Annotated in this window: 17 protein-coding genes; 6 read left to right on the plus strand and 11 right to left on the minus strand. The window is 66.7% G+C overall.

Features of this window, described 5'->3' with window-relative positions; translation table 11 throughout:
• Positions 1–444: 444 nt before the first annotated feature.
• Positions 445–1,428, minus strand: a complete 984-nt coding sequence (locus Q0938_RS06460) for an amidohydrolase family protein (RefSeq protein ID WP_299360371.1) — start codon at positions 1,426–1,428, stop codon at positions 445–447.
• A complete protein-coding gene (locus Q0938_RS06465) occupies positions 1,425–2,153 on the minus strand; it encodes an amidohydrolase family protein (protein ID WP_299360372.1) in 729 nt (242 codons plus the stop codon). The genes Q0938_RS06460 and Q0938_RS06465 overlap by 4 nt, the downstream gene beginning before the upstream one ends.
• A gap of 710 nt (positions 2,154–2,863) precedes the next feature.
• On the opposite strand from Q0938_RS06465, the gene Q0938_RS06470 reads away from it, so the two are divergent.
• From Q0938_RS06470 to Q0938_RS06480, 3 genes are all read left to right on the plus strand, one after another.
• Complete coding sequence (locus Q0938_RS06470; protein ID WP_299360373.1) at positions 2,864–4,885, plus strand: PhoX family phosphatase; 2,022 nt, start codon at positions 2,864–2,866, stop codon at positions 4,883–4,885.
• A 398-nt stretch (positions 4,886–5,283) separates the two neighbouring features.
• The gene (locus Q0938_RS06475) at positions 5,284–5,940 is read left to right on the plus strand and encodes a GNAT family N-acetyltransferase (RefSeq protein WP_299360374.1); all 657 of its coding nucleotides are present in this window, start codon (positions 5,284–5,286) and stop codon (positions 5,938–5,940) included.
• Positions 5,941–7,221: 1,281 nt separating this feature from the next.
• The gene (locus Q0938_RS06480) at positions 7,222–8,016 is read left to right on the plus strand and encodes a hypothetical protein (RefSeq protein ID WP_299360375.1); all 795 of its coding nucleotides are present in this window, start codon (positions 7,222–7,224) and stop codon (positions 8,014–8,016) included.
• A 239-nt stretch (positions 8,017–8,255) separates the two neighbouring features.
• Here Q0938_RS06480 and Q0938_RS06485 read toward each other — a convergent pair whose 3' ends face one another.
• Positions 8,256–8,501: a hypothetical protein gene (locus Q0938_RS06485; protein ID WP_299360376.1), complete on the minus strand. Its 246-nt coding sequence runs from the start codon at positions 8,499–8,501 to the stop codon at positions 8,256–8,258.
• A 332-nt stretch (positions 8,502–8,833) separates the two neighbouring features.
• Here Q0938_RS06485 and Q0938_RS19370 point away from each other — a divergent pair, with 332 nt between their 5' ends.
• Positions 8,834–9,136, plus strand: coding sequence for a hypothetical protein (locus Q0938_RS19370; protein WP_366942734.1), 303 nt, complete (start codon positions 8,834–8,836; stop codon positions 9,134–9,136).
• On the plus strand, positions 9,133–9,966 hold the full coding sequence (gene panC, locus Q0938_RS06495; RefSeq protein WP_299360377.1) for a pantoate--beta-alanine ligase: 834 nt from the start codon (positions 9,133–9,135) through the stop codon (positions 9,964–9,966). Before Q0938_RS19370 ends, panC begins: the two co-directional genes overlap by 4 nt.
• Positions 9,967–10,954: 988 nt before the next feature.
• On the opposite strand, the gene Q0938_RS06500 is transcribed toward panC, so the two are convergent.
• The 4 genes from Q0938_RS06500 to Q0938_RS06515 form a co-directional block, all read right to left on the minus strand.
• Positions 10,955–11,785, minus strand: coding sequence for a DUF6538 domain-containing protein (locus Q0938_RS06500; RefSeq protein ID WP_366942735.1), 831 nt, complete (start codon positions 11,783–11,785; stop codon positions 10,955–10,957).
• Positions 11,786–12,132: 347 nt separating this feature from the next.
• The gene (locus Q0938_RS06505) at positions 12,133–15,405 is read right to left on the minus strand and encodes an error-prone DNA polymerase (protein ID WP_299360380.1); all 3,273 of its coding nucleotides are present in this window, start codon (positions 15,403–15,405) and stop codon (positions 12,133–12,135) included.
• A complete protein-coding gene (locus Q0938_RS06510) occupies positions 15,402–16,922 on the minus strand; it encodes a DNA polymerase Y family protein (RefSeq protein ID WP_299360381.1) in 1,521 nt (506 codons plus the stop codon). The genes Q0938_RS06505 and Q0938_RS06510 overlap by 4 nt, the downstream gene beginning before the upstream one ends.
• Complete coding sequence (locus Q0938_RS06515; RefSeq protein WP_299360382.1) at positions 16,837–17,592, minus strand: damage-inducible protein; 756 nt, start codon at positions 17,590–17,592, stop codon at positions 16,837–16,839. Before Q0938_RS06515 ends, Q0938_RS06510 begins: the two co-directional genes overlap by 86 nt.
• A 343-nt stretch (positions 17,593–17,935) precedes the next feature.
• Here Q0938_RS06515 and Q0938_RS06520 point away from each other — a divergent pair, with 343 nt between their 5' ends.
• Complete coding sequence (locus Q0938_RS06520) at positions 17,936–18,259, plus strand: DNA-directed RNA polymerase subunit alpha C-terminal domain-containing protein (RefSeq protein ID WP_299360383.1); 324 nt, start codon at positions 17,936–17,938, stop codon at positions 18,257–18,259.
• Between the two features lie 47 nt (positions 18,260–18,306).
• On the opposite strand, the gene Q0938_RS06525 is transcribed toward Q0938_RS06520, so the two are convergent.
• The 4 genes from Q0938_RS06525 to Q0938_RS06540 form a co-directional block, all read right to left on the minus strand.
• Positions 18,307–19,851: a class I adenylate-forming enzyme family protein gene (locus Q0938_RS06525; protein WP_299360385.1), complete on the minus strand. Its 1,545-nt coding sequence runs from the start codon at positions 19,849–19,851 to the stop codon at positions 18,307–18,309.
• 114 nt (positions 19,852–19,965) lie between these two features.
• Complete coding sequence (locus Q0938_RS06530) at positions 19,966–20,397, minus strand: PaaI family thioesterase (RefSeq protein WP_299360386.1); 432 nt, start codon at positions 20,395–20,397, stop codon at positions 19,966–19,968.
• A complete protein-coding gene (locus Q0938_RS06535) occupies positions 20,394–21,392 on the minus strand; it encodes an acyl-CoA dehydrogenase (protein WP_299360387.1) in 999 nt (332 codons plus the stop codon). The genes Q0938_RS06530 and Q0938_RS06535 overlap by 4 nt, the downstream gene beginning before the upstream one ends.
• A 25-nt stretch (positions 21,393–21,417) precedes the next feature.
• Positions 21,418–22,614 (minus strand): acyl-CoA dehydrogenase family protein, encoded by a 1,197-nt coding sequence (locus tag Q0938_RS06540; RefSeq protein ID WP_299360388.1) that lies wholly within the window; start codon positions 22,612–22,614, stop codon positions 21,418–21,420.
• Positions 22,615–22,621: the final 7 nt, after the last annotated feature.

Here is a 22,621-nt window from a genome sequence, read left to right on the forward strand (position 1 = left end):
GACCATACACCTCGGTGACCACCCGGGATCACACCGTCGACGGCGCTGAAATTACACCACGTGCTCGGACACTACCCATCCGCAACGAGGGATGGCCGCGAGTCGATGGAAGCAAAGGTCATGTCGGTTCTCCTCAGGGCGAGCGCGCGGGTGCGTCGCTGATGGTGAGAAGATGGCCAGTGTCAGCCTGGATGATTATCTGGCCACGGGGAAGATGATTGCTGCCGATAAGGAAGCAGTCGCGGCGGTCAGCCCACCGGATCGAGCCTTCGATTCTTCAGAGCCGATGTTGCGGCCGCGGCGAGCGCTCGAGGCTGAAGCCCCACGCGCATGCCTCTCGTCCCGCACACATCACCTTGTCATCGTCGTCCGAAACTTCCGCCTGCAAAGCGATGCCTACCGCTTCGACAGGTGCGCCATCCATCCGTCCCACGAGAGTTGGCTCTACTCGTCCAGAGCCCCGTGCACGACCTCTCCGCCCAGCAGCGTGGCCGAGGCTTCCATCGACTTCAGCTCCTCGTCGGACACCGTCATCAGGTCGCCGCTCAGCACCGTGAGGTCGGCCAGCTTGCCGACCTCGATCGATCCGCGTTCGTCTTCGGCGCCGATCAGGTAGGCGCTCTCGATCGTCCACAGACGCAGCGCCTCCTCGCGGCTGATGGCCTGGTCGGGTCCAAGGGTCGAACCATTCATCAACTCCCGCGTGGTCATCCACGCCATCGACAGGAACGGGCTCGCCGGCAGGACCGGCGCATCGGTGCCGCCGCTGGTCTCGACCCCGGCATCGAGCAGCGACCGGATCGGAATGGCGTAGGCCGCCCGCTCGTCGCCCCAGTAGCGCAGCTGGTTGTGGCCGAGCAGCAGCGCGTGATCCTGCACGGTGGCGAGCACCTGCATCTCCTTCATGCGCTCCATGGCCTCGGACGAGGGCAGGAAGACGTGCATCAGCGCCCAGCGAAGGTCGCCGATCGGCGTCGTCGCGTTCACGGCGTCATAGGCATCGAGGGCCGCGTCGATGGTGGCGTCGCCTACGGCATGTGTCTGCACCTGCCAGCCATCCTCGGCGATGACGTTGAACGCCTCGACCAGCTCGTCCTGACCCCCTTTTGGCAGCAGCAGCACGCCGCGGAACTCCGGGTCGGTCTGCTCGCCCTCGACGAGCTGGTAGGGCTCGTTCAGATAGGCGCCTTCCACGCCGCCATCGAGCAGGTATTTGACGCCGTCGATCGACAGCATGTCGTCGCTGAAGTCGCGGTCATAGGTCTCGACGAAGGCCCTGGCGTCCTCGGCGCCCGCGATCCGGTAGAGGAGGCTGGTGCGGACGGTCAGGTCACCGGACTGACGCAGCTCATCGTAGAGCTCGATCTGCTTCGCGCTCAGGCCCGGCTCGACGACGCCGACCACGCCGTAGGCGTTCAGCTGCTTCATGAAGTCGACCAGGAGCCTGGCCTGGCCTCGGGCGCAGATGCCGGCGGCAGCACCTCGTCCAGCATGTCCGCCGCGGTTTCCAGAAGCACGCCGGTTGGCTCACCGCTCTCGTCGCGGACGATGATCCCGCCTTCGGGGTCCGGCGTGTCCTTGGTGATCCCGGCCGCTTCGAGGGCTGCACTGTTCGCGGTCACGACGTGGCCGCCGCGGGGCACGAAGACCGGGTTGTCGGGCGAGACCTCGTCCAGTTCGTGCCGGGTGGGCAGCCGCCCTTCGGACAGCGTGCTTTCGTGCCAGGCGCTGGAGGCCTGGATCCATTCCCCCGGCGGGGTTTTCGCGACCCGCGCGGCCAGTGCTTCCTGCACATCGGCGATCGACCGCGCCTCAAGGAATGACACCAGGGGCGCGTTCAGCGCGGCGCGGAGCTGGTGGAGATGGTTGTCTATCAGACCGGGGATGACCGTCTTGCCGGCAAGGTCCACGGTCTGTGTGTCTGGCCCCACGAAGGCTGCAACCTCGTCATCAGAACCCACCGCGACAAACCTGCCATCTTCGATGGCGACGGCACTGGCGGTCGAGAAGCTCTCGTCCACGGTCAGGATGTTGCCGCCGGTCAGCACGATGTCTGCCGCCTCCTGCGGGGCGTCCTGTGCGAGCGCCGGTGCGATGGTGGAGATCGCCATGAGTGCGGCTGCCGAAGCGGCCCACATGAGCTGGTGTCGCATGTCCTCTCCTCCGAGTGCGCCGACGGGCGGTCCCCGTGGAGCAGACAATCCCGCCGCGAACCGAGTCAATGCCAAAGCAGACGCCCCGGGCCCGCATCGGACTCCTCCGACGAGGAATGGCTTGATTTACAGTTACCCCCGGACGGCCTGGAGATGAGACACGATACGGGGCATCCGTGTGCTGCGGTGGATCGACAGATCGCGGCGGCGTCGTGATGCGAAGTCCTGGGGAGTTCCACGCAGGTTGATGGGGGTGCGTTCCGCGCCCAAGACGCCGGGACGGCACTTTCCTCCACCCGGCGACCATCGCTCGGTGAGGCCGGGGTATTTGAGCGTTCCGGCCTATCGGGCGTTCGCAACGATCACTGCATTGATGAGTGCAACGCACCACAGCAACGCTGCGGCTCGATCACCGCGGTGCTGGATCCACGTCCGAAATCACCACCGAAACCATCAAACTCTGGCCAGGAAGAGGGTGCAGTCGACCGGGTAGTCCGAAACATCCTCAAGACACGACAGCGACACGGCGAACAGGCGGTGCCGGCGTCGGCCGTTGAACGGAGCGCAGGCGCTCAGGCACGGCAAGGCACCCGTGTCGCCGCTCCGCAGATCGTCACGCTGGCGACATGTTCCTGTCACGGCGCGGTCGTGAAGCTTCGGTCAACTGGCCTCCCGAACCGAGCGACCGCCGCGACAGGAAGGCTTCTGCGATGACCGAACGCGTCACGAGACCCAGTTTCACCACCAGTCAGCTCGAAGCGGCCGACGGCCCCGGCCTCAACCCGACCGAAAACGCCACCATGGGCGAGATCATCGCGGCGCGCTTCTCGCGGCGGGGTTTCCTGCGCGGCTCGCTGGCCGTATCCGCCATCGCCGCAACCGTCAGCCCCCTGGCGATCCTGACCGCGAACGAGGCCCATGCCGGGGGCGCCTCGCGCTTCAGCTTCAAGGAGGTCGAGGCGGGCGTGGACGAGACCCACCATGTGGCCGACGGCTACGACGCCGATGTCCTGCTGCGCTGGGGCGATCCGATCTTTCCCGACTCGCCGGCCTTCGATCCGGCCGCCCAGACTGCTGACAAGCAGCGTCGGCAGTTCGGTTACAACAACGACTATGTCGGCTACATCCCGCTCGACGGCTCGTCGTCGCACGGGCTGCTGGTCGTCAACCATGAATACACGAACGAGCATCTGATGTTCCCGGGCATCGTGACCGTGGTCGAGGTGCCCGACGAGGACAATCCCGGGCAGACCGTGCAGGAGCTGCAGATCGCGCCGGCCGACCGGAACCGTGTGGATGTCGAGATGGCGGCGCACGGTGGCACCATCGTCGAGATTCGCCGGGGCAGCGCCGGCAAGTGGCAGGTGGTGCGCGACGGCGCGCTGAACCGCCGCATCATGGCCGACACCGAGATGGAGATCGCCGGACCGGCAGCGGGCGACCCTCGCCTGCAGACCAGTGCCGACCCGACCGGCCGGCATGTGCTGGGAACCATCAACAACTGCGCCGGCGGGGTCACACCCTGGGGCACCTACATCATGGCCGAGGAGAATTTCCACGGCTACTTCTCGGGCGAGTTGCCCGCCGACCATCGCGAGGCAATCAACCACGCTCGCTATGGCGTTCCCGACGCGGCTTACGCGTGGGCGCAGTTCTATGATCGCTTCGACCTCTCGAAGGAGCCGAACGAACCGAACCGCTTCGGCTGGGTGGTCGAGGTCGATCCGATGGACCCGAACTCGGTTCCCAGGAAGCGGACGGCGCTCGGTCGCATGAAGCACGAGGGCGCGCAGAACATCGTCGCGCGCGATGGGCGCGTGGTCTTCTATCTCGGCGACGACGAGCGGTTCGACTATGTCTACAAGTTCGTGACGGCCGGCACCTACGACCCCGACGATCGTGCCGCGAACATGAACCTGATGGACGAGGGCACGCTCTACGTCGCGCGCTTTGCCGAGGACGGCACGATGGAATGGCTGCCGCTGGTCCACGGCCAAGGCCCGCTGACGGCCGAAAACGGCTTCGAGAGCCAGGCAGACGTGCTGATCGAGATGCGGCGGGCCGCCGACCTGCTCGGCGCGACCAAGATGGACCGGCCCGAGGACATCGAGCCGAACGGCGCGAACGGTAGGGTCTATGTCATGCTGACCAACAACACGCGCCGCGACGAGGCGGATGCCGCCAATCCCCGCGTCGAAAACGCCTTCGGCCACATCATCGAGATCGCGGAGGCAGACGGCGACTTCGCCGCGACCACCGGCACCTGGGAGGTGCTGCTGCAGTGCGGAGATCCCGCCATTGCCGAAGTGGGCGCCACCTTCTCGACCGAGACCAGCGAGAACGGCTGGTTCGGGATGCCCGACAACTGCGCGGTGGATGCGGAGGGGCGCCTCTGGGTCTCGACCGACGGCAACTCGCCGTCCGGGACGGGCCGGACTGACGGGCTGTGGGCTCTGGACACCGCGGATGGGGCGCGGCCCACCTCCAGGCTGTTCTTTCGGGTGCCCGTGGGCGCGGAGATGTGCGGACCGCTCCCGACCCCGGACCTTGAGACGATGTTTGTCGCCGTCCAGCATCCCGCCGATGGCGGCGAGGACTGGGATGGCTTTGGCCGCGTCTCCTACTACGAGGACCTCTCGACCCGCTGGCCCGACTTCCGGCCCGACATGCCGACCCGCCCCTCCGTTCTCGCCATAACCCGGCAGGGCGGCGGCAAGATCGGCATGGCCTAGCAGGCCGCTGGGCGGACGCTTCCCTTGTCCGCCCACTCCCGCCTTTGTGCCCCGGCGCTACCCAGAATGCCGACGCCGTAGCCTGCTGGGAGTGAACCGCCGGCGACGTCTTGGCCGACCCAAGACAAACAACCGTTCCAGCCCTGCCCCGCCCTTGAGGCTGTTTCGTGATCGGCCGCTCCCGGTCGGGAGGGTCAGGCTGCGTATATCTCCGTTTATATTCGCCCAGAGATCGCTGGGTGCCTCACGCCGAAGCCAAGGATGCACCCGCCGGTCACCCTGCACAGTTGCTGAGCAGCTCACGGAACCGTGCCGTCGCTGACGTCGCGGCAGTCATTGCCCGGTCACAATGTCGGCTTACCTGAAGACAGGGAGGTTGGTGACGACGAGGGTGCATCATGCCGGGTTGGACCCGTGCCCATTTCCGCCGTCTCTTCCCTTGGGAAGCCGACAGATATGCTGCCCATCTCAAGGCGCTGACCCCACAAGGGCGCCGCTGGCGCTTCTGCGGGTGTCTGGGCGACGACGCGCTGGGCGCGCATGCCGCCCGCGCGATAGAGACCTGTCATGTCGAAGGCTGCTTTCTGGACGGCCGATTGATCGGGGCGTTTGAGCTGTTCGTCGACCCGCTCCCGCTTGGCCATGCTCAGGTGGCGCTGTCGGTCGATCCTGCCCATCACCACGACGGGCTGGGCAGTGAGTTACTCGCCCGCGCCACGTCGCGGGCCAGCCTGATGGGCGCTCCAGAGATCGACCTGCAGATTCAGGAAGACAACGCGGCGATGATCGGGCAGGCGCGGCGCGCCGGCGCAGCGATGAGCCGTGACGGCGTCGACGTGGGTGCGGCACTGGCGGTGCCCCCAGCCGATCCGCGCCGCCTGTCGCTCGCCCTCCTGCAGGACGAGGCCAGCCTGCTGCAGGGCATGTTCGCGTTGGTGTCGGGTGTCGTCCGGCGGGCCGTGGCGCGGACGATGGACGACCGCTGGCGGCTAGGTGCACGCCGATGGCCAGCCCGGGGTGGGATGTCACCGTCGGCGACCGGCGAGGGACAGTAGCCGACAGGATCGTTCCTCGGGACAATCATGACGGTGTGCTCTACGACACAGGCGTCCGAGATCGGAAGGCTACCCGTCAGGATCCCGACGATCAAGCACGCCGTAGCGGCAGCAACGATCTGGCACGTCACCACTCAACCGTGGTTCCTGGTTCTGAGAGTTGCAGCAGCGGGACAACGGGGACGCGGAACGAACGGAAGTATCAGTCACTCGGATTTCATGTAACGGAACCAGACTGCTGACGCAGCATCACCCGGGACAGGTCTGTGGCAAGGGAATGTGAGACAATTTTCTCCGGTATTCTACTATACTGTTTAAGTAATCAGTATTTACAATATTGGAGAAAATTGTCTCACATGGTTCACTTGCACCCTCTTACTCGTCCCGGCTGGCCCTTCCGGGCTCGTAAGAAGAACCTCAAGACCTGCAATTGTCGCCCATTTAGGCTCGCCTGGCCGCGCCGGGCGACGCTCCCGCGCCACGCGGCGACCCCAGATCGGGGTGTCGACCACGGCGGCGAGGCATTCGTTCGTGAGGTCGTCGGTCACGTTGAAGATCCAAACCGGCGGTCTTGGGCGAACTGGTGCTGGACGAAAGTCGACCGACCAGCGCGCGTTCGGCACAGCCACCGCCAGCAGCGGCGCCCGCGTCCCCGTCGCCTCGTCTCCCCCCCCTTTGCTGGCACTCCGACGGGCCCTCTTCCCGGTATAGCCGCTGGGTCTTTCTGCGGTTCACGACATAGCCCTCCCGCCTGAGCACAACGTGCAGCCGCCGACAGCGAAACCGGCAGCGTTCGGATGCCAGCGCAGGCAGGCGCTCACGCAGATCGTCATCGTCGGCGCGTCGGCGACGGTAGCGGATCAATGTCGGAGCCGCGCCGATTACGGCACACGCCAGCCGCTCGGCCTCTCGTGGCACTCCACGAGGATCGCGACGGCTTCGCGCCTCGCGGCGGGCGTCACCATTTCTGCGACAGCAGATCCTTAGGCGTCAAACGCCGCGGTGCTGATCCCATGCCGGCGGCACAACTCCGCCGTCGTCGGTCCGGCCTCCTGCTCGCGCGCAGGATTCCTCGCCGGTGAACTTCGATCGCTTCATGATCCGGTCCTCTTCTTTCGCCGGACTCCAGGATCAGATGGAGGAGCTATCGGGGGTCAGAGCAACTGACGCGGCGTGTGGCAGAGTTGGCCTATAAACGTCACCATAGAATGAGATTTTTCCTTGAAAGCTGAGCCGGTCTACCTAGCTACGGCTGGTCAACTTTGAAGGACTTGAGGAATCGTGTCGGAACACCCCGTTGCCGCTGTCGCCGCTCACTCAAAAATCGCAGCCCTACAGCCGCATTCGGGCCAGTCCGATGCGGACGTAAACCGGTGGTTCCGGAATAAATACCCCGGTGGCCTGACGAATAAGAGCCCGGGTGCTTATGCTGCCGAACTTTACAAATCAAAGCCGAACAGAGATGACTACAGCGCTGCCGACTGGGAGGATGTTTATACCGGCTGGTATGAAAGTCTGACAGACCTTCAGAAGAAAATCCTCGGCATCCCCAAGCGCAACCGCCAAAACGACCCTGAGCGAAAGGCAAAGGAGAAAGCTAAACGGGCGAGAAACCCGGAATATCAGCGCGAGCTTGCAGAGAAGCGGCAGATTTACGCGGCGACCAAGAGCGATCCTGTCCGGCCCTATCGGCGCTCCGTCAAAGTCACAGCCGAACAGCGCCGGGCCGAACGCAAGGATCGAAATGACATTGCACGGCAGAATATTCGTGATGCACTGGCGAGCGGCAGAAACCCGTTCACCAATGAAGATCCGCAGAGCTTCAAGTGGCTCATCGCGGATCGGCTGCTACGGGAGGGATCATTCAACATGGCGGCTGAGGAGCTGTCTGAACACGCCGTAGACGTTCGGCGCGCGTATGAGGCGCTGCGTGTTGCAAAAGCAGTCAGTCGCAAAGGCGACACCATAACGCTTCGACCTGAGATCGTCGCCACACGTGTCGCAACGGACGTGATGCCGGAGGAAGACGAGATGGACCTGCTGAAGCGCAATCCATTCTACCAAATGTTTGGCTGAGAGCGTCCCCCTGCCGGGAACACCTCTTGAGAGCCGCTGAGCTAGGCGCTGACGGGCTCTTCATACGTTCGGCTAGGTACACCCTCGGCAACCCCGCTAGGGCTCTCTACGAGTCACTCAGCGCCTCCGAAGCCACTGCCGAATGGTCCTCCTCAGACCGGCCCGCATACGAGGCAACGATGTTGGCGCCGTTGAATTAGCCGAGGGCATAAACCGGGCGGCGGCGCGCAGGAGCGCGGTCATCCGCTCCGTCCCGCCCCGAGGTCCTCCATGTCGTAAAGACCCTCGGCCCGGCGGCGGAAGAAGCGGTTGGCGCCGTGTTCGACGACATCGCCGCGCGGGGCGACGATGCCGGCCTTGGGCAGGATCTGCCCGATCATGCCGTCGAACTGGTGCTCGTCCCCGTCGGTGCCGTGGAAGGCGAAGACCAGCGGCGTGTTGCCCGCGCCGGGACTGGCGACATGATGATAGAGATCGATCGACATTGCCTCAGTCCCGGATCTCGGGGAGCAGCTGTGCTGGCAGAATAGGCAGAAGGTTGCATTGATTGTTGCGAACGCCGCAACGATTGGCGGCACGAACGGACGGTCCAGACACGCATGAAGAAAAGGAGTGCCGCATTAGGTTGTAGCCCGTTCCCCTTCGCCGCCATAATCCGGATCAGGTTCCATGCGTGCTGTGCCAGGCACATTCCAGCCATTCCGCGGACCGGGACGCCCCTGTCGGAACTTGGCGACGATCCTTTCTGGCTTGTGCTTCTTGTGGAGCTGCAGTGCGGCTAATCTGACTTGAGAGAAACGTCGGGGGAAATGAACGCATGAGCGCTAGAGCACCGATCCAGCAGTTGACGCCGCCTGACGTCGCGGCCCGGAAGGGCGACACGCCGCTCGTCTGCCTGCCGGCCTGCACCACGCCCATCGCTCGGATTTCGGATGCAGAATGTGACGTCCTGCTGGTCGTCGCCATGGTGCTGCATGGCCTTTTCCGCGCTATATTCGTGCGTCGCTGTCCCGAGATGGAAGAGGCTGCGGCACGTGCAGTTGCCAGATACGCCGCCGCCGTCCGCGCGCGGCGCTGTCCTTGGCCGGACCATGTCTTTCCTGTCCGGGCAGCCCGATGAAGATCGCCCGGACCGTTGCCGATCTTCGCATCGTTTCCGACTGGCAGAGGAGCGGGCAGACTGTCGCCCTGGTGCCCACCATGGGCGCGCTTCATGCTGGGCACCTGAGTCTCGTAGGTCGAGCCCGGGCCCTCTGCGACCGGGTGATCGTGACGCTTTTCGTGAACCCCCGCCAGTTCGACAGGCCCGAGGATCTGGGCAAGTATCCCCGCAGCGAAGAACGCGACAGCGCCATGCTCGAACCGTGCGGCGTCGATCTGCTGTTCGCGCCCCCGCCAGAAGAGATCTATCCGGCCGGTTTCGCCACGACCGTCAGCGTGGCCGGGCTGACAAGCGGCATGTGCGGAGATTTCCGGCCCGGTCACTTCGACGGGATGGCAACGATCGTCACGAAGCTGTTCCTGATGTCCAGGGCCGAGCGGGCCTTCTTTGGCGAGAAGGACTGGCAGCAGCTGCAGATCGTCCGCCGTCTGGTGCAGGATCTCAACATTCCTATCGAGATCACGGGTTGCCCGACGGTGCGTGAACCCGACGGGCTCGCCATGTCGTCCCGGAACGAGCGCCTCAGCCCCGGTGACCGCAGCATCGCGCCCGCGCTGTTCGCCGCCCTCACCCACGCCGCCAAGCGCCTGCAGGCAGGGGAGGAGATCGAAGATATCCTGTTCGCCGCCCGCAAGCAGATCACGGATGCAGGCTTCGACCGTGTCGAGTATCTCGAGCTCCGCCACCACACGACGCTGGAGCCACTGCAGCATATCGGCGAGCCGGCCCGCCTGCTTGCAGCGGCGTGGTTAGGCCCAGTGCGGTTGATCGACAACGTGCCGGTGTGACGTTCTCAGGCAGGGACCGTCGTGGTCTGCGTGGGGCGGTGCCCCAGCTCCCCTCACCACTCCAACGTAGATGCCAGTTTCCCGTAGACGTGTCGCCCCGAAGAAGCGTTGCGGTGTAGACTTAGCCACGGGCTTGGCTTGGTCCGGACTATGCCCCGTGACACACGTCTAGCGCAAGGCGGCGGTAGGGTCTGGGAATGACCGACGCGAAAACCTCTATCCTTAGCGTGCAGTCACTCTCGCGCGATCATTTGCTACCACCCCGACATGGCTCGCTAGAATGTCGGTTTTCAGCAAATGCAGGCGTTTTCCGGCGGCCTCCACTGCCATCCGACGTAACCACTACAAGCGAGCACGTTTTTCCAGGCTCGATGGTTACAATGCACCCAGCACGACATCATCGAAAATGTCTCTGTGACTATCATCCGGGTCGGAACACCACGGCCGCCTCCAAACGAAATTTCGATCAGTGTCGATGTTGTGCGAAGCTGTCGTCTCAGTCGTCGGCTCCACCCTCAGCGAATTGCACGGTAGGGCGCATGAGGGGAACCGCCACCGATTAGCTTCGCCCCTTACAGTGCATGTCCCGGCCCTGAATGGGTCCGAGTTGGGACAGAGGCGTGCGCGTGCTAGAGACCGTCTGACGAGCCGGTCCCCAAATCCGCGCCTGCCGATGAAGCGAAAGAGGCACAGAGGAACGAAGCCCTGGAGGATTGCCAGGCAACGAGCACTCTGATCCGACGAGTTCCTCGCCAGCGCTCCTCCGGGTGGAACACTAGTGGCGGGCGGGGGTGCTTCAGCGTCTCCATACGTCGCGATACACCGCCTGAAGGACAGCGTGCGGGCCAGCGTAGACGGGTCGTTCTCCGTTGCAGAAAGGCCGTCTGGTGGGCTCACAGGCAGCGCATGCAGGGCTTTCCGTAGCTTGATCTACGAAATGTAACCGTGCGCTCGAATCAAGCGCTCCAAATCTGCGACGAGGTCAGGCTTAAGCGCCGTGTCCTTCGACATGGCCCTGCCGACCGATGCGTTCAAAGGCTTCCTGCCAAGCAGCTTCATGAGCTCGCCCCACCGGTTCCCAAAGCCTCGGTCGTCCATGAACTGCTTGACGGCGTCCTTTGACCAGAGGATCGCGAGGCTGGCCGGTGAAGGCACCTTGGTCTCGCTCCAGAGATCGCTCCAGCGCTTGAATTTCCGCACGCATGATGTGTCGCGCAAGGCTGATCCAATCGGCAGTAGATCGCTCAACGAACAGCCGGTTCACGCGCAGATACTCGTCAACTTCATGAGCGATGAGAGCCGTTTCACCTTTGGCCAGGTGCTTCTTCAATTCAGCAAGCTTGATCCTCCGTGTCTCGGCTGAGATCTGCCCCGCATTCTGCGCCACCTGGAGCTCCAGCGTGGCATCCAGTAGCGACAAGGGGTCGATACCGGTGATCTTGCCCCGCTCGACCTGATCGACAAGGTCGACTCTCAGAGCCTCGATCTCTGCCTCGCCGGGCAGGCGTGCCCGGTCAGCCTCATCGCGCTCCAGCACAGATGTGTAGTGATCCCACACCGCGTGCTCCCGGTAGGTCGCAACAAGTGTGCGACGACTGCGCAGGTCATCGAACTCGCGCTGCCACTCCTGGATGACCGGCCATAGAAGGCGCTTTGCCTCGGTCTCGCTCTTTGTTCCCAAGGATTTCTTCATCGGCTGGGTCCCGACGACCTGAACAAGATCCGTGGGCACGTCGATCCTCGCGTAGTAGACCGAACCGCGCTTGGTCAGTACGAGATGCGCGCCATGAGCTGTCCTGTCCAATGAGCTCCGGCACACCCGACCGGACCAGTATTCCGGAACAGTGGTTTGCTTGAACCCCTTTCACGGTCAAGTAGTTGTATGCAATCAATGTGCTGGATCTGACTGGGTTTTGATCCTCTCGCTCCGACCAGTTCGTAGGGTCCGATGCGCTGATCAGCGGTTGGCCGGACCGGAACGCGAGCCGACCTGCTTATAAAGCATCGGACGGTCGTTCGATGGGGGCTTCTCTGCATCGTCTGATTGCGCGTGACCTCCAACGCCGGGCACTGCAGGGCTCAGTCGTGTCTCGACGCGCGTGGCCCCACATTGCAATCGCGGCCCGCCTATCCGGCATGAACGTGAAAACGCAGGCGCCGACCTCCTCACCTGAAATCCCGCGTCCTGACCCGGATCGTGTCTAGGTGGAGGTCGGGGATGTACATGTCGCGCGGACGCGGCCCTTTGGGGGGCTGGCTGCGCGGATCGGGGGTGGGCGTGCCGTGGGATATCTCGTCGCCGCGGCCGTGGGTCAACGGAAAGCTGGCCTCGCGGCCACCGACGCCGGCAAGGTCGCCCGAGAGATCCGCCAAGCGATGGACCACCAGATGGACCACCTCGCCCTCGCGCTGGATGCGGCCCTTTACCGCGATCATGCCGGCGGACAGGACGATGCGGCGATGCGCCTCGAACACCTTCGGCCAGACCACCAGATTGGCGATGCCGGTCTCGTCCTCCAGCGTGATGAACATGACCCCCTTGGCCGAACCGGGGCGCTGGCGGACCAGCACGATCCCCGCCGTTTCCAGCCAGAACCGATCGCGAGCGGCCATCGCCTCGGCGCAGCTGACGATGCGGCGGCGGCGCAGATCCTCGCGCAGGAACGACACCGGGTGGCGGCGCAGCGACAGCCCGGTATGGCCGTAATCCTCGACCACCTCGCGCCCTGCCGCCATGGGGCGCAAGGTGACAGCGGGTTCGTCCGCCTCGGGCACCGTCCCGCCTGCGCGCGCCGCTGCGGCCGCGAACAACGGCAACTCCTCGTCGCCCAGCCCCTTCAGCGCCCACAGCGTCTCGCGCCGGGAAAGCCCGAGGCCGGGGCGAAAGCCGTCCGCCTCGGCAATGCAGGTCAGCGCGGCCAAGGGAACGCGGACCCGCTGCCAGAGATCCGCGACCGACGCAAAGGGCCGGTCGGCGCGCGCCGCGACGATGGTCGCCGCATGAACGTTGGCCAGTCCCTTCACCAGGCGCAGCCCCAGCCGGACAGCCAGCCGCCCCTGGTCGTCCGCGGGTTCCAGCGTGCAATCCCAGCGGCTCGCGTTGAGGCAGACCGGGCGGACCTCGACGCCGTGGTCGCGGGCATCGCGGACGATCTGGGCGGCGGCGTAGAAGCCCATCGGCTGGCTGTTCAGAAGCGCCGCGCAGAACACGTCCGGGTGCCAGCACTTGAGCCAGGCCGAGGCATAGGCGATCAGCGCGAACGAGGCCGCATGGCTTTCGGGAAAGCCGTAGCTGCCGAAGCCTTCGAGCTGGCGGAAGGTGCGCTCGGCAAACCCGGGGTCGTAGCCGCGCGCAACCATGCCGGCGATCAGCTTGTCCTTGAAGGCCGACACGCCGCCGGTGAACTTGAAGGTCGCCATCGACTTCCTGAGCAGGTCGGCCTCGCCCGGCGTGAATCCCGCGCATTCGATGGCCACGCGCATCGCCTGTTCCTGGAACAGCGGCACGCCCAGGGTCTTGCCCAGGACCGTCTCCAGTTCGGGCGTCGGATATTCCACCGGTTCCAGCCCCGCCCGGCGGCGCAGATAGGGGTGGACCATGTCGCCCTGGATCGGCCCGGGCCGCACGATGGCGACCTGCACCACCAGATCGTAATAGGTCCGGGGCTTCAGCCGCGGCAGCATCGCCATCTGCGCCCGGGACTCGATCTGGAATGTGCCGAGCGTATCGGCGCGGCGGATCATGGCATAGGTGCGCGGATCCTCGGCCGGGATGGTCGCCAGATCATAGGTGACGCCCTTGTGCCGGGCCAGCAGGTCCAGCCCCTTGGCCATGCAGGTCAGCATCCCCAGGGCCAGCACATCGACCTTCATGAAGCGCAGCGCATCGATGTCGTCCTTGTCCCATTCGATGATCTGGCGATCCTTCATCGTTGCCGGCTCGATCGGGACCAGATCGTCTAGCCGGTCATGGGTCAGCACGAAGCCGCCGGGATGCTGGGACAGATGCCGGGGGGCGCCGCGCAGCTGGGCGGCAAGCTCCATCGTCAGGCGCAGCCGGCGATCCTGGGGGTTGAGGTTCAGTTCGCGGATCTGCCCATCCGTCACCCCCTCCTCGGACCAGGCCCAGAGCTGGGACGAAAGCGCCCGGATCAGATCCTCGGGCAGCCCCAGCGCCTTGCCCACGTCCCGCAGCGCCCCCTTGGACCGATAGCGGATCACGGTGGCGCAAAGCGCCGCGCGGTCGCGGCCATAATGCTCATAGATCCACTGGATCACCTCCTCGCGCCGCTCATGCTCGAAATCCACGTCGATGTCGGGCGGCTCGTGGCGTTCCTCGCTGACGAAACGCTCGAACAGCAGGTCGTTGCGGGCGGGATCGATCGAGGTGATGCCGAGGACGAAGCAGACCGCCGAATTGGCTGCCGAGCCGCGCCCCTGGCACAGGATGCCGCGCGTCCGGGCAAAGCGGACGATGCTGTGGACGGTCAGGAAATACGGCGCATAGTCGAGCCTGCCGATCAGCCGCAGTTCGTGGTTCAGCGTGGCCGTGACGTCGTCCGGAATGTTCTCGGGGTAACGTTCGGCCGCGCCTTCCCAGGTCAGCCGTTCCAGCGTCTGCTGTGCGGTCAGGGTGGGGTCGCTGCATTCCTCGGGGTACTGATAGGCCAGTTCGTCCAGCGAGAAGCGGCAGCGCCGGCCGAGCTCCAGCGTGCGGGCGATCGCCTCGGGATAGCGGGCAAACAGCCGCTGCATCTCGGCAGGCGGCTTCAGGTGGCGATCGGCATGACGCTCGCGCCGCAGGCCGAGAGCCTCGACGGTGACATTGTGGCGGATGGCGGTGACGACATCCTGAAGGATGCGGCGACCGGGGTCATGGTAGAGCACGTCGTTGGTCACCACCGTCGGCACCCCCCGGCAGGCGGCGAGGTGCGACAGGTCGTGCAGCCGCAGCTGGTCGTTTGGTCGCCGCCGCAGGGTGAGCGCCAGGTAAGCCCGGTCCCCGAAGACATCGCGCAGGCGGCGCAACCGCAGGGCGCAGGTCTCGTCCGCGAGGTCCGGGACCAGCACCGCGATCAGACCTTCGGCATGGCAGGCCAGGTCCGTCCATTCCAGATGACACCGGCCCTTGCCCGCCCGCCCCTTGCCAAGCGTCAGCAGGCGGCAGAGCCGCGCATAGGCTGCGCGGTCGCCGGGATAGACCAGCACCGACATGCCGCAGGCCAGATCCAGCCGGCAGCCGACGATCAGCCGGATACCGGCGGCCCGCGCCGCCTCATGCGCGCGCACGATCCCGGCGAGGCTGTTGCGGTCGGTGATCGCCAGCGCCTCGATCCCCATGCCGGCGGCGGTGGCGAACAGCTCCTCGGCCGAGGATGCACCCCGCAGAAAGCTGAAATGGCTCGTCACCTGCAGTTCGGCATAGCCCGGCGCGCTCATCCGAACACCCCATGCAGGAACCACCGGTGCGAGCCGGTCGCCGCGTCCTCTCCATCGCCGGCGCGAAAGATCCAGTAGCGTTCGCCTGCGTCATCCTCGACGCGGAAGTAGTCGCGCACGGCGACCAGTTCGGCATCACGCTTCCACCATTCGCCAAAGACCCGTTCCGGCCCGTCGGCGCGCCGGACGCGGCGGCGGATCCCCCGCCAGGAAAACCAGTTCGGCGGATGGTCGGGCAGCAGCGCCATGGTCTCGATCGGCTCGGGCCGGGGCAGCAGGCGCGCGGGGCGCGGCCAGTGGCCGGGCCAGCCCGCGCCACCGGGTTCGGCCAGCGGCGGGACGCGGCGGACGCAGCGTTCCGGCACGTCGCTGGGGACAGGGGCAAACCGATAGACCGCCTGCGAGCCCACCCGGTTCACCAGCCTGTCGATCAACCCCGACAGATCGGGGGCTGGTTCTTCCAGCAGGCTGCCGGTCTGGCGCGCCCCCAGAGGCTCGGCCAGGGTGGCGGTCAGCGTCATGATCTCGATGCCGTGGCCGGGGTCGATGGTCTCGATCCGGTCGCAGAGCAGCCGCGTCAGCCGCGGCGCGGCGCGTCGCGGCACGGCAAGACCCACGCGCACAGTCTCGATCCGGTTGTCGACCCGCCAGCAGAGCAGATCAAGACGGCGCGCCCCCAGCCCCCGCGCCTCCAGTGCCGCACAGAGCCGTTCCATCAGCAACCCGACATGGCGGGCAATGGTTTCGGCGGCGGCTATGGGTTCCGCAAAGGCGCGGCGGACCTCGACCAGATCGTCAGGGCGGACGGGCTCGATGGGTTCGGCAATCCTGCCCAGCGCCTGATCCAGCCGGCGACACAGATCCGGTCCGAAACGGCGGGTCAGCGGCGCCCGCGGCTGCGCAAGAAGATCGCCGATGCTGGCAAAGCCCAGGTCGCCCAGGCTGCGCAGGGTCGGATCCGGCAACCGCAGCGCCTGCAGCGGCAGCGGCGCCAGCGCCGACCGCGCCTGACCCGGCGGGGCCAGGAAGACGGGGGTGGCGGCGTGCCGCGCCAGCGCATGGGCCGCCCCCCAGCTATCGGCGATGGCTGCGCGCGCGGTCACGCCGGACATCAGCAGCCGACCCAGCAGCGCGTCCAGCATGGCCGCCTCGCCTCCGTGCAGGTGATCGGCCCCGGTCGAATCGATGACGATGCCGTCCGGCGGATCGACGGCCACGACGGGCGAGATGCGCTGCAGCGCCCACAGCGCCAGCCGTTCGAGGCTTGCGGCATCGGCCTGCGGATCGGCGAGCTCGACCCGCAGGCCCGGCACCAACGCCTGCGCCTGGGTCACCGGCATGCCCACCCGCAGCCCCAGCGCTTGGGCCGCCGCGTCCGTCGCCGTCACTTCGCGCCGGTTGCCGACGCGCGCCGCCAGGATCAGCGGCATCTCAGGCGAAAGCGCCGCGTCGCCAGCCGTCCGCCGCAGCCGGTCCGTCGGCCACATCGGCAGGAACACCGAGACGACCCGTCCCATCACATGCCTCCAGTTCGATATCCAGGCTCTCTCCCGCACGGGCGCGGATCAGTTCGACCAGCCAGCGCGCCCGCCCGATTCCCGGCACCGGCAGCGGGGCCGAGGGCAGGACCGAAACCCGCCAGCGCGTCATGGCGGCGGTCGGCTGGCCGAAATCCACAGCCTCCGTCTGTCGACGCCAGCGTCGCAGGGCGAGGCCCAGTGTCCCGCTGCCCCGGGCGGCGAGGTGCAGCCGCCGCGAGGCGGTCATCGAAAGCTTCGGCACCTCGCCCACCACCGCGCCGAGCCCGCCATGGCGCAGCCCTTCCTCGATGCAGGCGAGCACCGCCCGCTCGTCGCCCGCCTCGACATGGATCACCCGGTCGGGCGCCAGCCCCGCCTGCTCCAGCCCCGGCGCGAACAGATCCTGGCGGACGACGCACCAGAGCACCTTGCCCTGGGTGCGGGCGGCTATCCCGGCCGCGAAGCAGGCCGCGGCAGCCCCGTCGACCGCGCCGTTGCCGCCACCCGCCACCTCATGCAGGCAACCCAGCGCCAACCCGCCCTGGGGCAGCCGCCGGTCCAGCGCGGCAATCCCGAACGGCAGCACCGCCTGCATGGGCCGGCCATCGCCCTCGATCCGGGCGATCCGCGCCCGCAGGGCGGCAGCGGCAGTAATCGGGGCAGACATGTGAACGCAGGCTCCGGCAGCACAGAAAGAGGATCAGGTTATGTTCCCTTTTTGTTCCCGCGAGCCGAGTGAGTCAATCTGACCTGTGGACAAGGGTGCGGGTGACGCGGTGCGCCTGGCCTTCTGGCGACACTTTCTTGATCCGGACTCCCGCACATGGCCCTGATCTTCTTGTCCAAATCGTTGCCCCGGCTTTCCTTCGGTTCTCGTGCCTCGTCGGGCCGCCGCGGTGGGTGGCCGGTTCAACGCAACCCGGATGGCGGCGCCCGCGTTACGGCAGGGTACCCGCGGCTGATTCTCTCCAAGCCGACTTGCCGACCGCACAGCAACCCAGGGGAATGTGATGACCGGACCGCAGGACCCCGCCGCCTCGCCGCCACAGACCGATGACCAAACGGCACCGGTGCGCGCCGATGGCGGCCGCATCCGGTCCGATGCCATGGCGCAGGCCATGCAGCAATTCGTGCAGGCAGGCGCCTATCATCGGGTCGCCGTCAAGCACCTGGTGCTGAGCGCGCGCGCACGCGAAGGCCTGATACGCTTGGGGGTCGAGAACCTGCAGCAACTGGTCGACGCCAGTGATGCGGATCTGGCCCGCGAACATCTGCTGGATGCCGACAGCATCGCCGAGATCCGGGCCGAGCAGCGGCGGATCCTGCCCGTCTAGGCCCCGAACTCCCGGTCAGTGAGCCGAGGCGCGACTCGCCCAGGCGGTCAGCTCGACGTCGGAGCGGCAGCCGGCTGCTGCAGGTCGTCCCGGAACGTCTCGACCAGCCGGTTCTTCAGGATCTTGCCGGTGGGTGCCGCCGGCAGAGAGGTGGTGACGATGATGCGGGTCGGCCGCTTGTAGGCGGACAGCCGCTCTGCCGCGTGGGCTTGCAGCACCTCCTCGGTGACCGAATTCGGGTCGGCGACCTGGCAGAAGGCCAGCACCTCCTCGTTGCCGGCCTCGATGGTCCGGCCGATCACCGCAGTCTGTAGCACCAGGGGATGGTCGTTGAGCGCCGCCTCGACCTCGGGCGGATACACGTTGAACCCGCCGCGGATGATCAGCTCCCGCGACCGGCCCACGATGTGCAGGTTGCCGTCCTGGTCGATGCGACCCAGATCGCCCGTGCACAGGTAGCCATCGCCGTCGAACGCGGCCGCCGTCGCCTCGGGGTTGCGGAAATAGCCCTGCATGACATGGGGGCCACGGGTCTGCACCTCGCCCACGCCATCGCTGCCCGGGTCGCGCAGGCGCAGGTCGACCCCCGGCAGGGGCGGACCGACGCTGACGTCCGGCACGCCCGGCGGGTTCGTGGTCAGGGTCACCCCCGCTGTCGTTTCCGTCATGCCATAGCCGTTCTGCAGCGCGATGCCATAGAACGCTTCGGCTCGCCGTTTCCAGTCCGGGTCCAGCGGCGCGGCCCCTGACGAGACATAGCGCAAGTGGGGATTGCCCAGCCTGTCCATGCCCCGCGTCCGGGCCTCGGCCATGATCAGCGCATGGATCTGCGGCACCGCCGGCATGACCGTGACCTCGCCGCGCAGCGCGTCCAGAACCGCGGGGGCGGCGAACCGGGAGAACAGCCACAGCTGCGCCCCGGCCAGCAGGCTGGCCACCATCATCGAGGTCAGGCCGAACACATGCGTCATCGGCAGCACGCCCAGGATCACGTCATGGGCAGTCATGTGGCGCATCCGCGCCGACGTGCTGCCCCCGAACAGCAGATTGCCGTGCGACAGCATCACCCCCTTGGGGGTGCCGGTCGTCCCGGTCGTGTAAAGGATCACCGCCACCGCTCCGGCATCGGATGGCGACGGTTCGGGGACGGCCTGCGCCCGCGTCGCGCCGACATGCAGCGTCCCCAGCGGCGTGTCCCAGACAGCGGCCCCGGCATGGGCCGCATGCTCGCCGCCGGGGGACGAGACGTGGGACAGATAGACGGTCAGGCGGGGATCGGCATGCTCGGCGATCCGCTCCAGCTCGTGCTCGGTCATGCGCGCGTTGATCGGGACGGCGACGGCACCCACGCGGGTGGTGGCCAGGATCAACCCGACCAGCGCCGCACAGTTCTCGGCCAGGATCAGCAGCCGGTCGCCCTTGCCGAGCCCCCGCGCCGACAGGTCGGCGGCCAGGTCATCGACGACCTGGCCAAGCTGGTCGTAGCTGATCTGCTTGCCGTCATGGTCCCGCAAGGCGATCGCCTGCGGACGCGTGGTCCGCTGCACATCCAGGGCCTGATCGATGCGGGTCATCGTGGTGGTGTCGATCATGTGGATCTTTCCTTCAGCCCCGATCCATGCCGGTGGCGGGCAGGTCGGGTCGGATGGTTTCAGCAGATTGACGCGGGCCGCCGATCGTGTGGGTCGTGAGGGCAGCCCGTTGCATCAGGCGTCCCCCGTCGGGGGAACGTTCAGCCCGGGCACGCGCTTGAACACCCCGGTCGACGTGGCGATCAGCGTACCATCGTCGTGCACGAGTTCCCCCGACACGAACAGCAGGCTGCGTCCCCCGCCGACGATCCGGCCGGTCGCGGTGATCCCGCCCTTGCGGCCGGCGGCCAGGAAATCGGTGTTCAGCGACACGGTCAGGAAAGGGGCGCGGCCGCTGTCGTCGACCGTCAGGCTGGCGGTCGCGCCAGAGGCGTTGTCCAGCAGGACGGCGGCAAGCCCGCCGTGCAGGACGCCGTGGCGGTTGGTATGGCGGTCATCCACGATCAGCCGGCACCGGGCGCGGCGGTCGGGCTGCCCGACATCCAGCACATACCCGATCAGCCGCTGGGTGCCGGTTTCGTCGTGGATCAGCCCGCCGCCGGTCATGCCGCACTCATCTCGACAAAGCGGCCCAGATGGTGGTCGCAATCGCCGAACCGGGTGTCAGCGGCCAGCAGCCGGCGGGCCAGCGGCGCGAGCTCGTATTCCTCGGTCATGCCGATCCCGCCATGCAGCTGGATGGTTTCCTCGGCCACGTAGCAGGCGACCCGTCCGACCAGCGACTTGGTCGCCGCGACATGTCGGTCGCGGTCGGGGGTGTCCAGCGCCCCGGCAAGGTTCCAGACAGCCGAGCGGGCCTGTTCGACCTCGGTCACCAGATCGGCCATCCGGTGCTGCAGCGCCTGGAACGACCCGATGGGGCGGCCGAACTGCTTGCGGGTCTTCAGGTACTCGGTGGTCAGTTCGACCGCCCGTTCCATCACCCCCAGGGCATCGGCGCAGACGGCAAGGATCGCCGCGGCGATGGGCCGATCCAGCAGGTCGGCGTCGCCGATCCGGCGCCCCGGCACGTCCGTCAGGGACACTTCCGATGCGCGCCCCCCGTCCATCAGCGGATAGCTGCGCCTGGTCAGCCCCTCGGCCGTCGCGTCGACCAGGTACAGACCGTCGGTTGCGCGCACGATCAGATGCGTGGCGCTGTCGGCGCCCACTACCAGCGACTTTTCCCCGGTAAGCCGGTCACCCTCGGCCCGGGTCGCCACGGTCCCGTCAAAGCGCTGGCCGGGTTCATCCAGCGCCACCGCGATGCGGATCCCGCCGCTCGCGGCCTGTTCGGCCAGATCGGTCTCGCCCGCCGCCGCCAGGATCCCCGCGCCCAGCAGGACGCTGTCCAGCAGCGGGGTCACCGCGGCCGCGCGTCCCACGGTGCGGAACACCATCAGGATGTCGGGCCCGGTGCCGCCGAACCCGCCATGATCCTCGGACAACAGCGCCGCCCCGGCGCCCAGTTCCATCAGCGCGTCGGGGTCACTGCTGCGTTCCAGCGTGCCGGCGAGGCTTTCGCCCAGCATCGTCTGTTCGTCGGTAAATCCGAATTCCATCGTCTGCCTTCCTTTCCCGCCGGCGTCAGAGACCGAGCATCTGCTTGGCGATGATACCGCGCTGCACCTCGCTGGAGCCGCCATAGATCGACAGCTTGCGGTTGTTCAGATAGGCGCGGGTCGCCGCCGCGGCCTCGGGCGGGCCGGGGGGACGATCGTCATTGGCGCCTTCCAGCGCCTCGGACGGAAAGGCCAGCGCCCAAGGGCCGACCGCGCGCCGGGTCAGGTCGTTGATCGCCTGCCGGATCTGGGTGCCCTTCAGCTTGAGCATCGAGCTTTCGACCCCCGGCGCCTGCCCGGCTGCAGCCTGCGCCAGCATCCGCAGGTTGGTGGTGGACATCGCCATCAGATCGATCTCGACCTGTGCCACCCTGGCGGCAAACAGGGGATTGTCGAGCAGCGACTTGCCGTTGGCGACCTGCGCCCGCGCGATCCGCTTCAGCGCCGCAAGCCCGGCGGTGGCAAAGCCCACACCCGCGATGTTGGTGCGTTCGTGGGTCAGCAGGTACTTGGCATAGGTCCAGCCCTGGTTTTCCTCGCCCACCAGGTTCTCGACCGGGACGCGGACGTCGTCGAAGAATACCTCGTTCACCTCGGGCGTGCCTTCCAGCAGCACGATCGGGCGCACGGTAATGCCCGGCGTGGTCATGTCGATCAGCAGAAAGCTGATGCCTTCCTGCGGCTTGCCCTCGGTGCGGGTGCGCACCAGGCAGAAGATCCAGTTCGCATGCTGTCCCAGCGTCGTCCACGTCTTCTGCCCGTTGACGACGTAGTGGTCGCCGTCGCGCACCGCCGTCGTCTTGACCGCGGCCAGATCGGACCCGGCGCCCGGTTCGGAATAGCCCTGGCACCACCAGTCTTGGCCGTTCAGGATGCGCGGCAGGAACCGGTCCTGCTGTTCCTTGCTGCCGAATTTCTGCAGCACCGGGCCCAGCATCGCGATCCCGAAGGGCAGAACGCGCGGGGCAAAGGCGCGGGCGCTTTCCTCTTCGAAGATGTGCCGCTGGATGGCGGTCCAGCCCGCGCCCCCGAATTCCTTGGGCCAATTGCCGGCCAGCCAGCCCCGCTCGTTCAGCGTGGCGTGCCATTCCTCGATTTCGGCCTTGGTCAGTTCCTGCTGCAGCCTGACCTTTTCGGACAGGCGGGACGGCAGGCGGTCGGCCAGGAACTGGCGGACCTCGGCGCGAAACGCCTCATCCTCGGGTGAAAAGCTCATGTCCATGTCGGGC

The sequence above is a fragment of the uncultured Paracoccus sp. genome (assembly GCF_947496875.1).
In the GTDB taxonomy this organism is placed as follows: Bacteria; Pseudomonadota; Alphaproteobacteria; order Rhodobacterales; family Rhodobacteraceae; genus Paracoccus.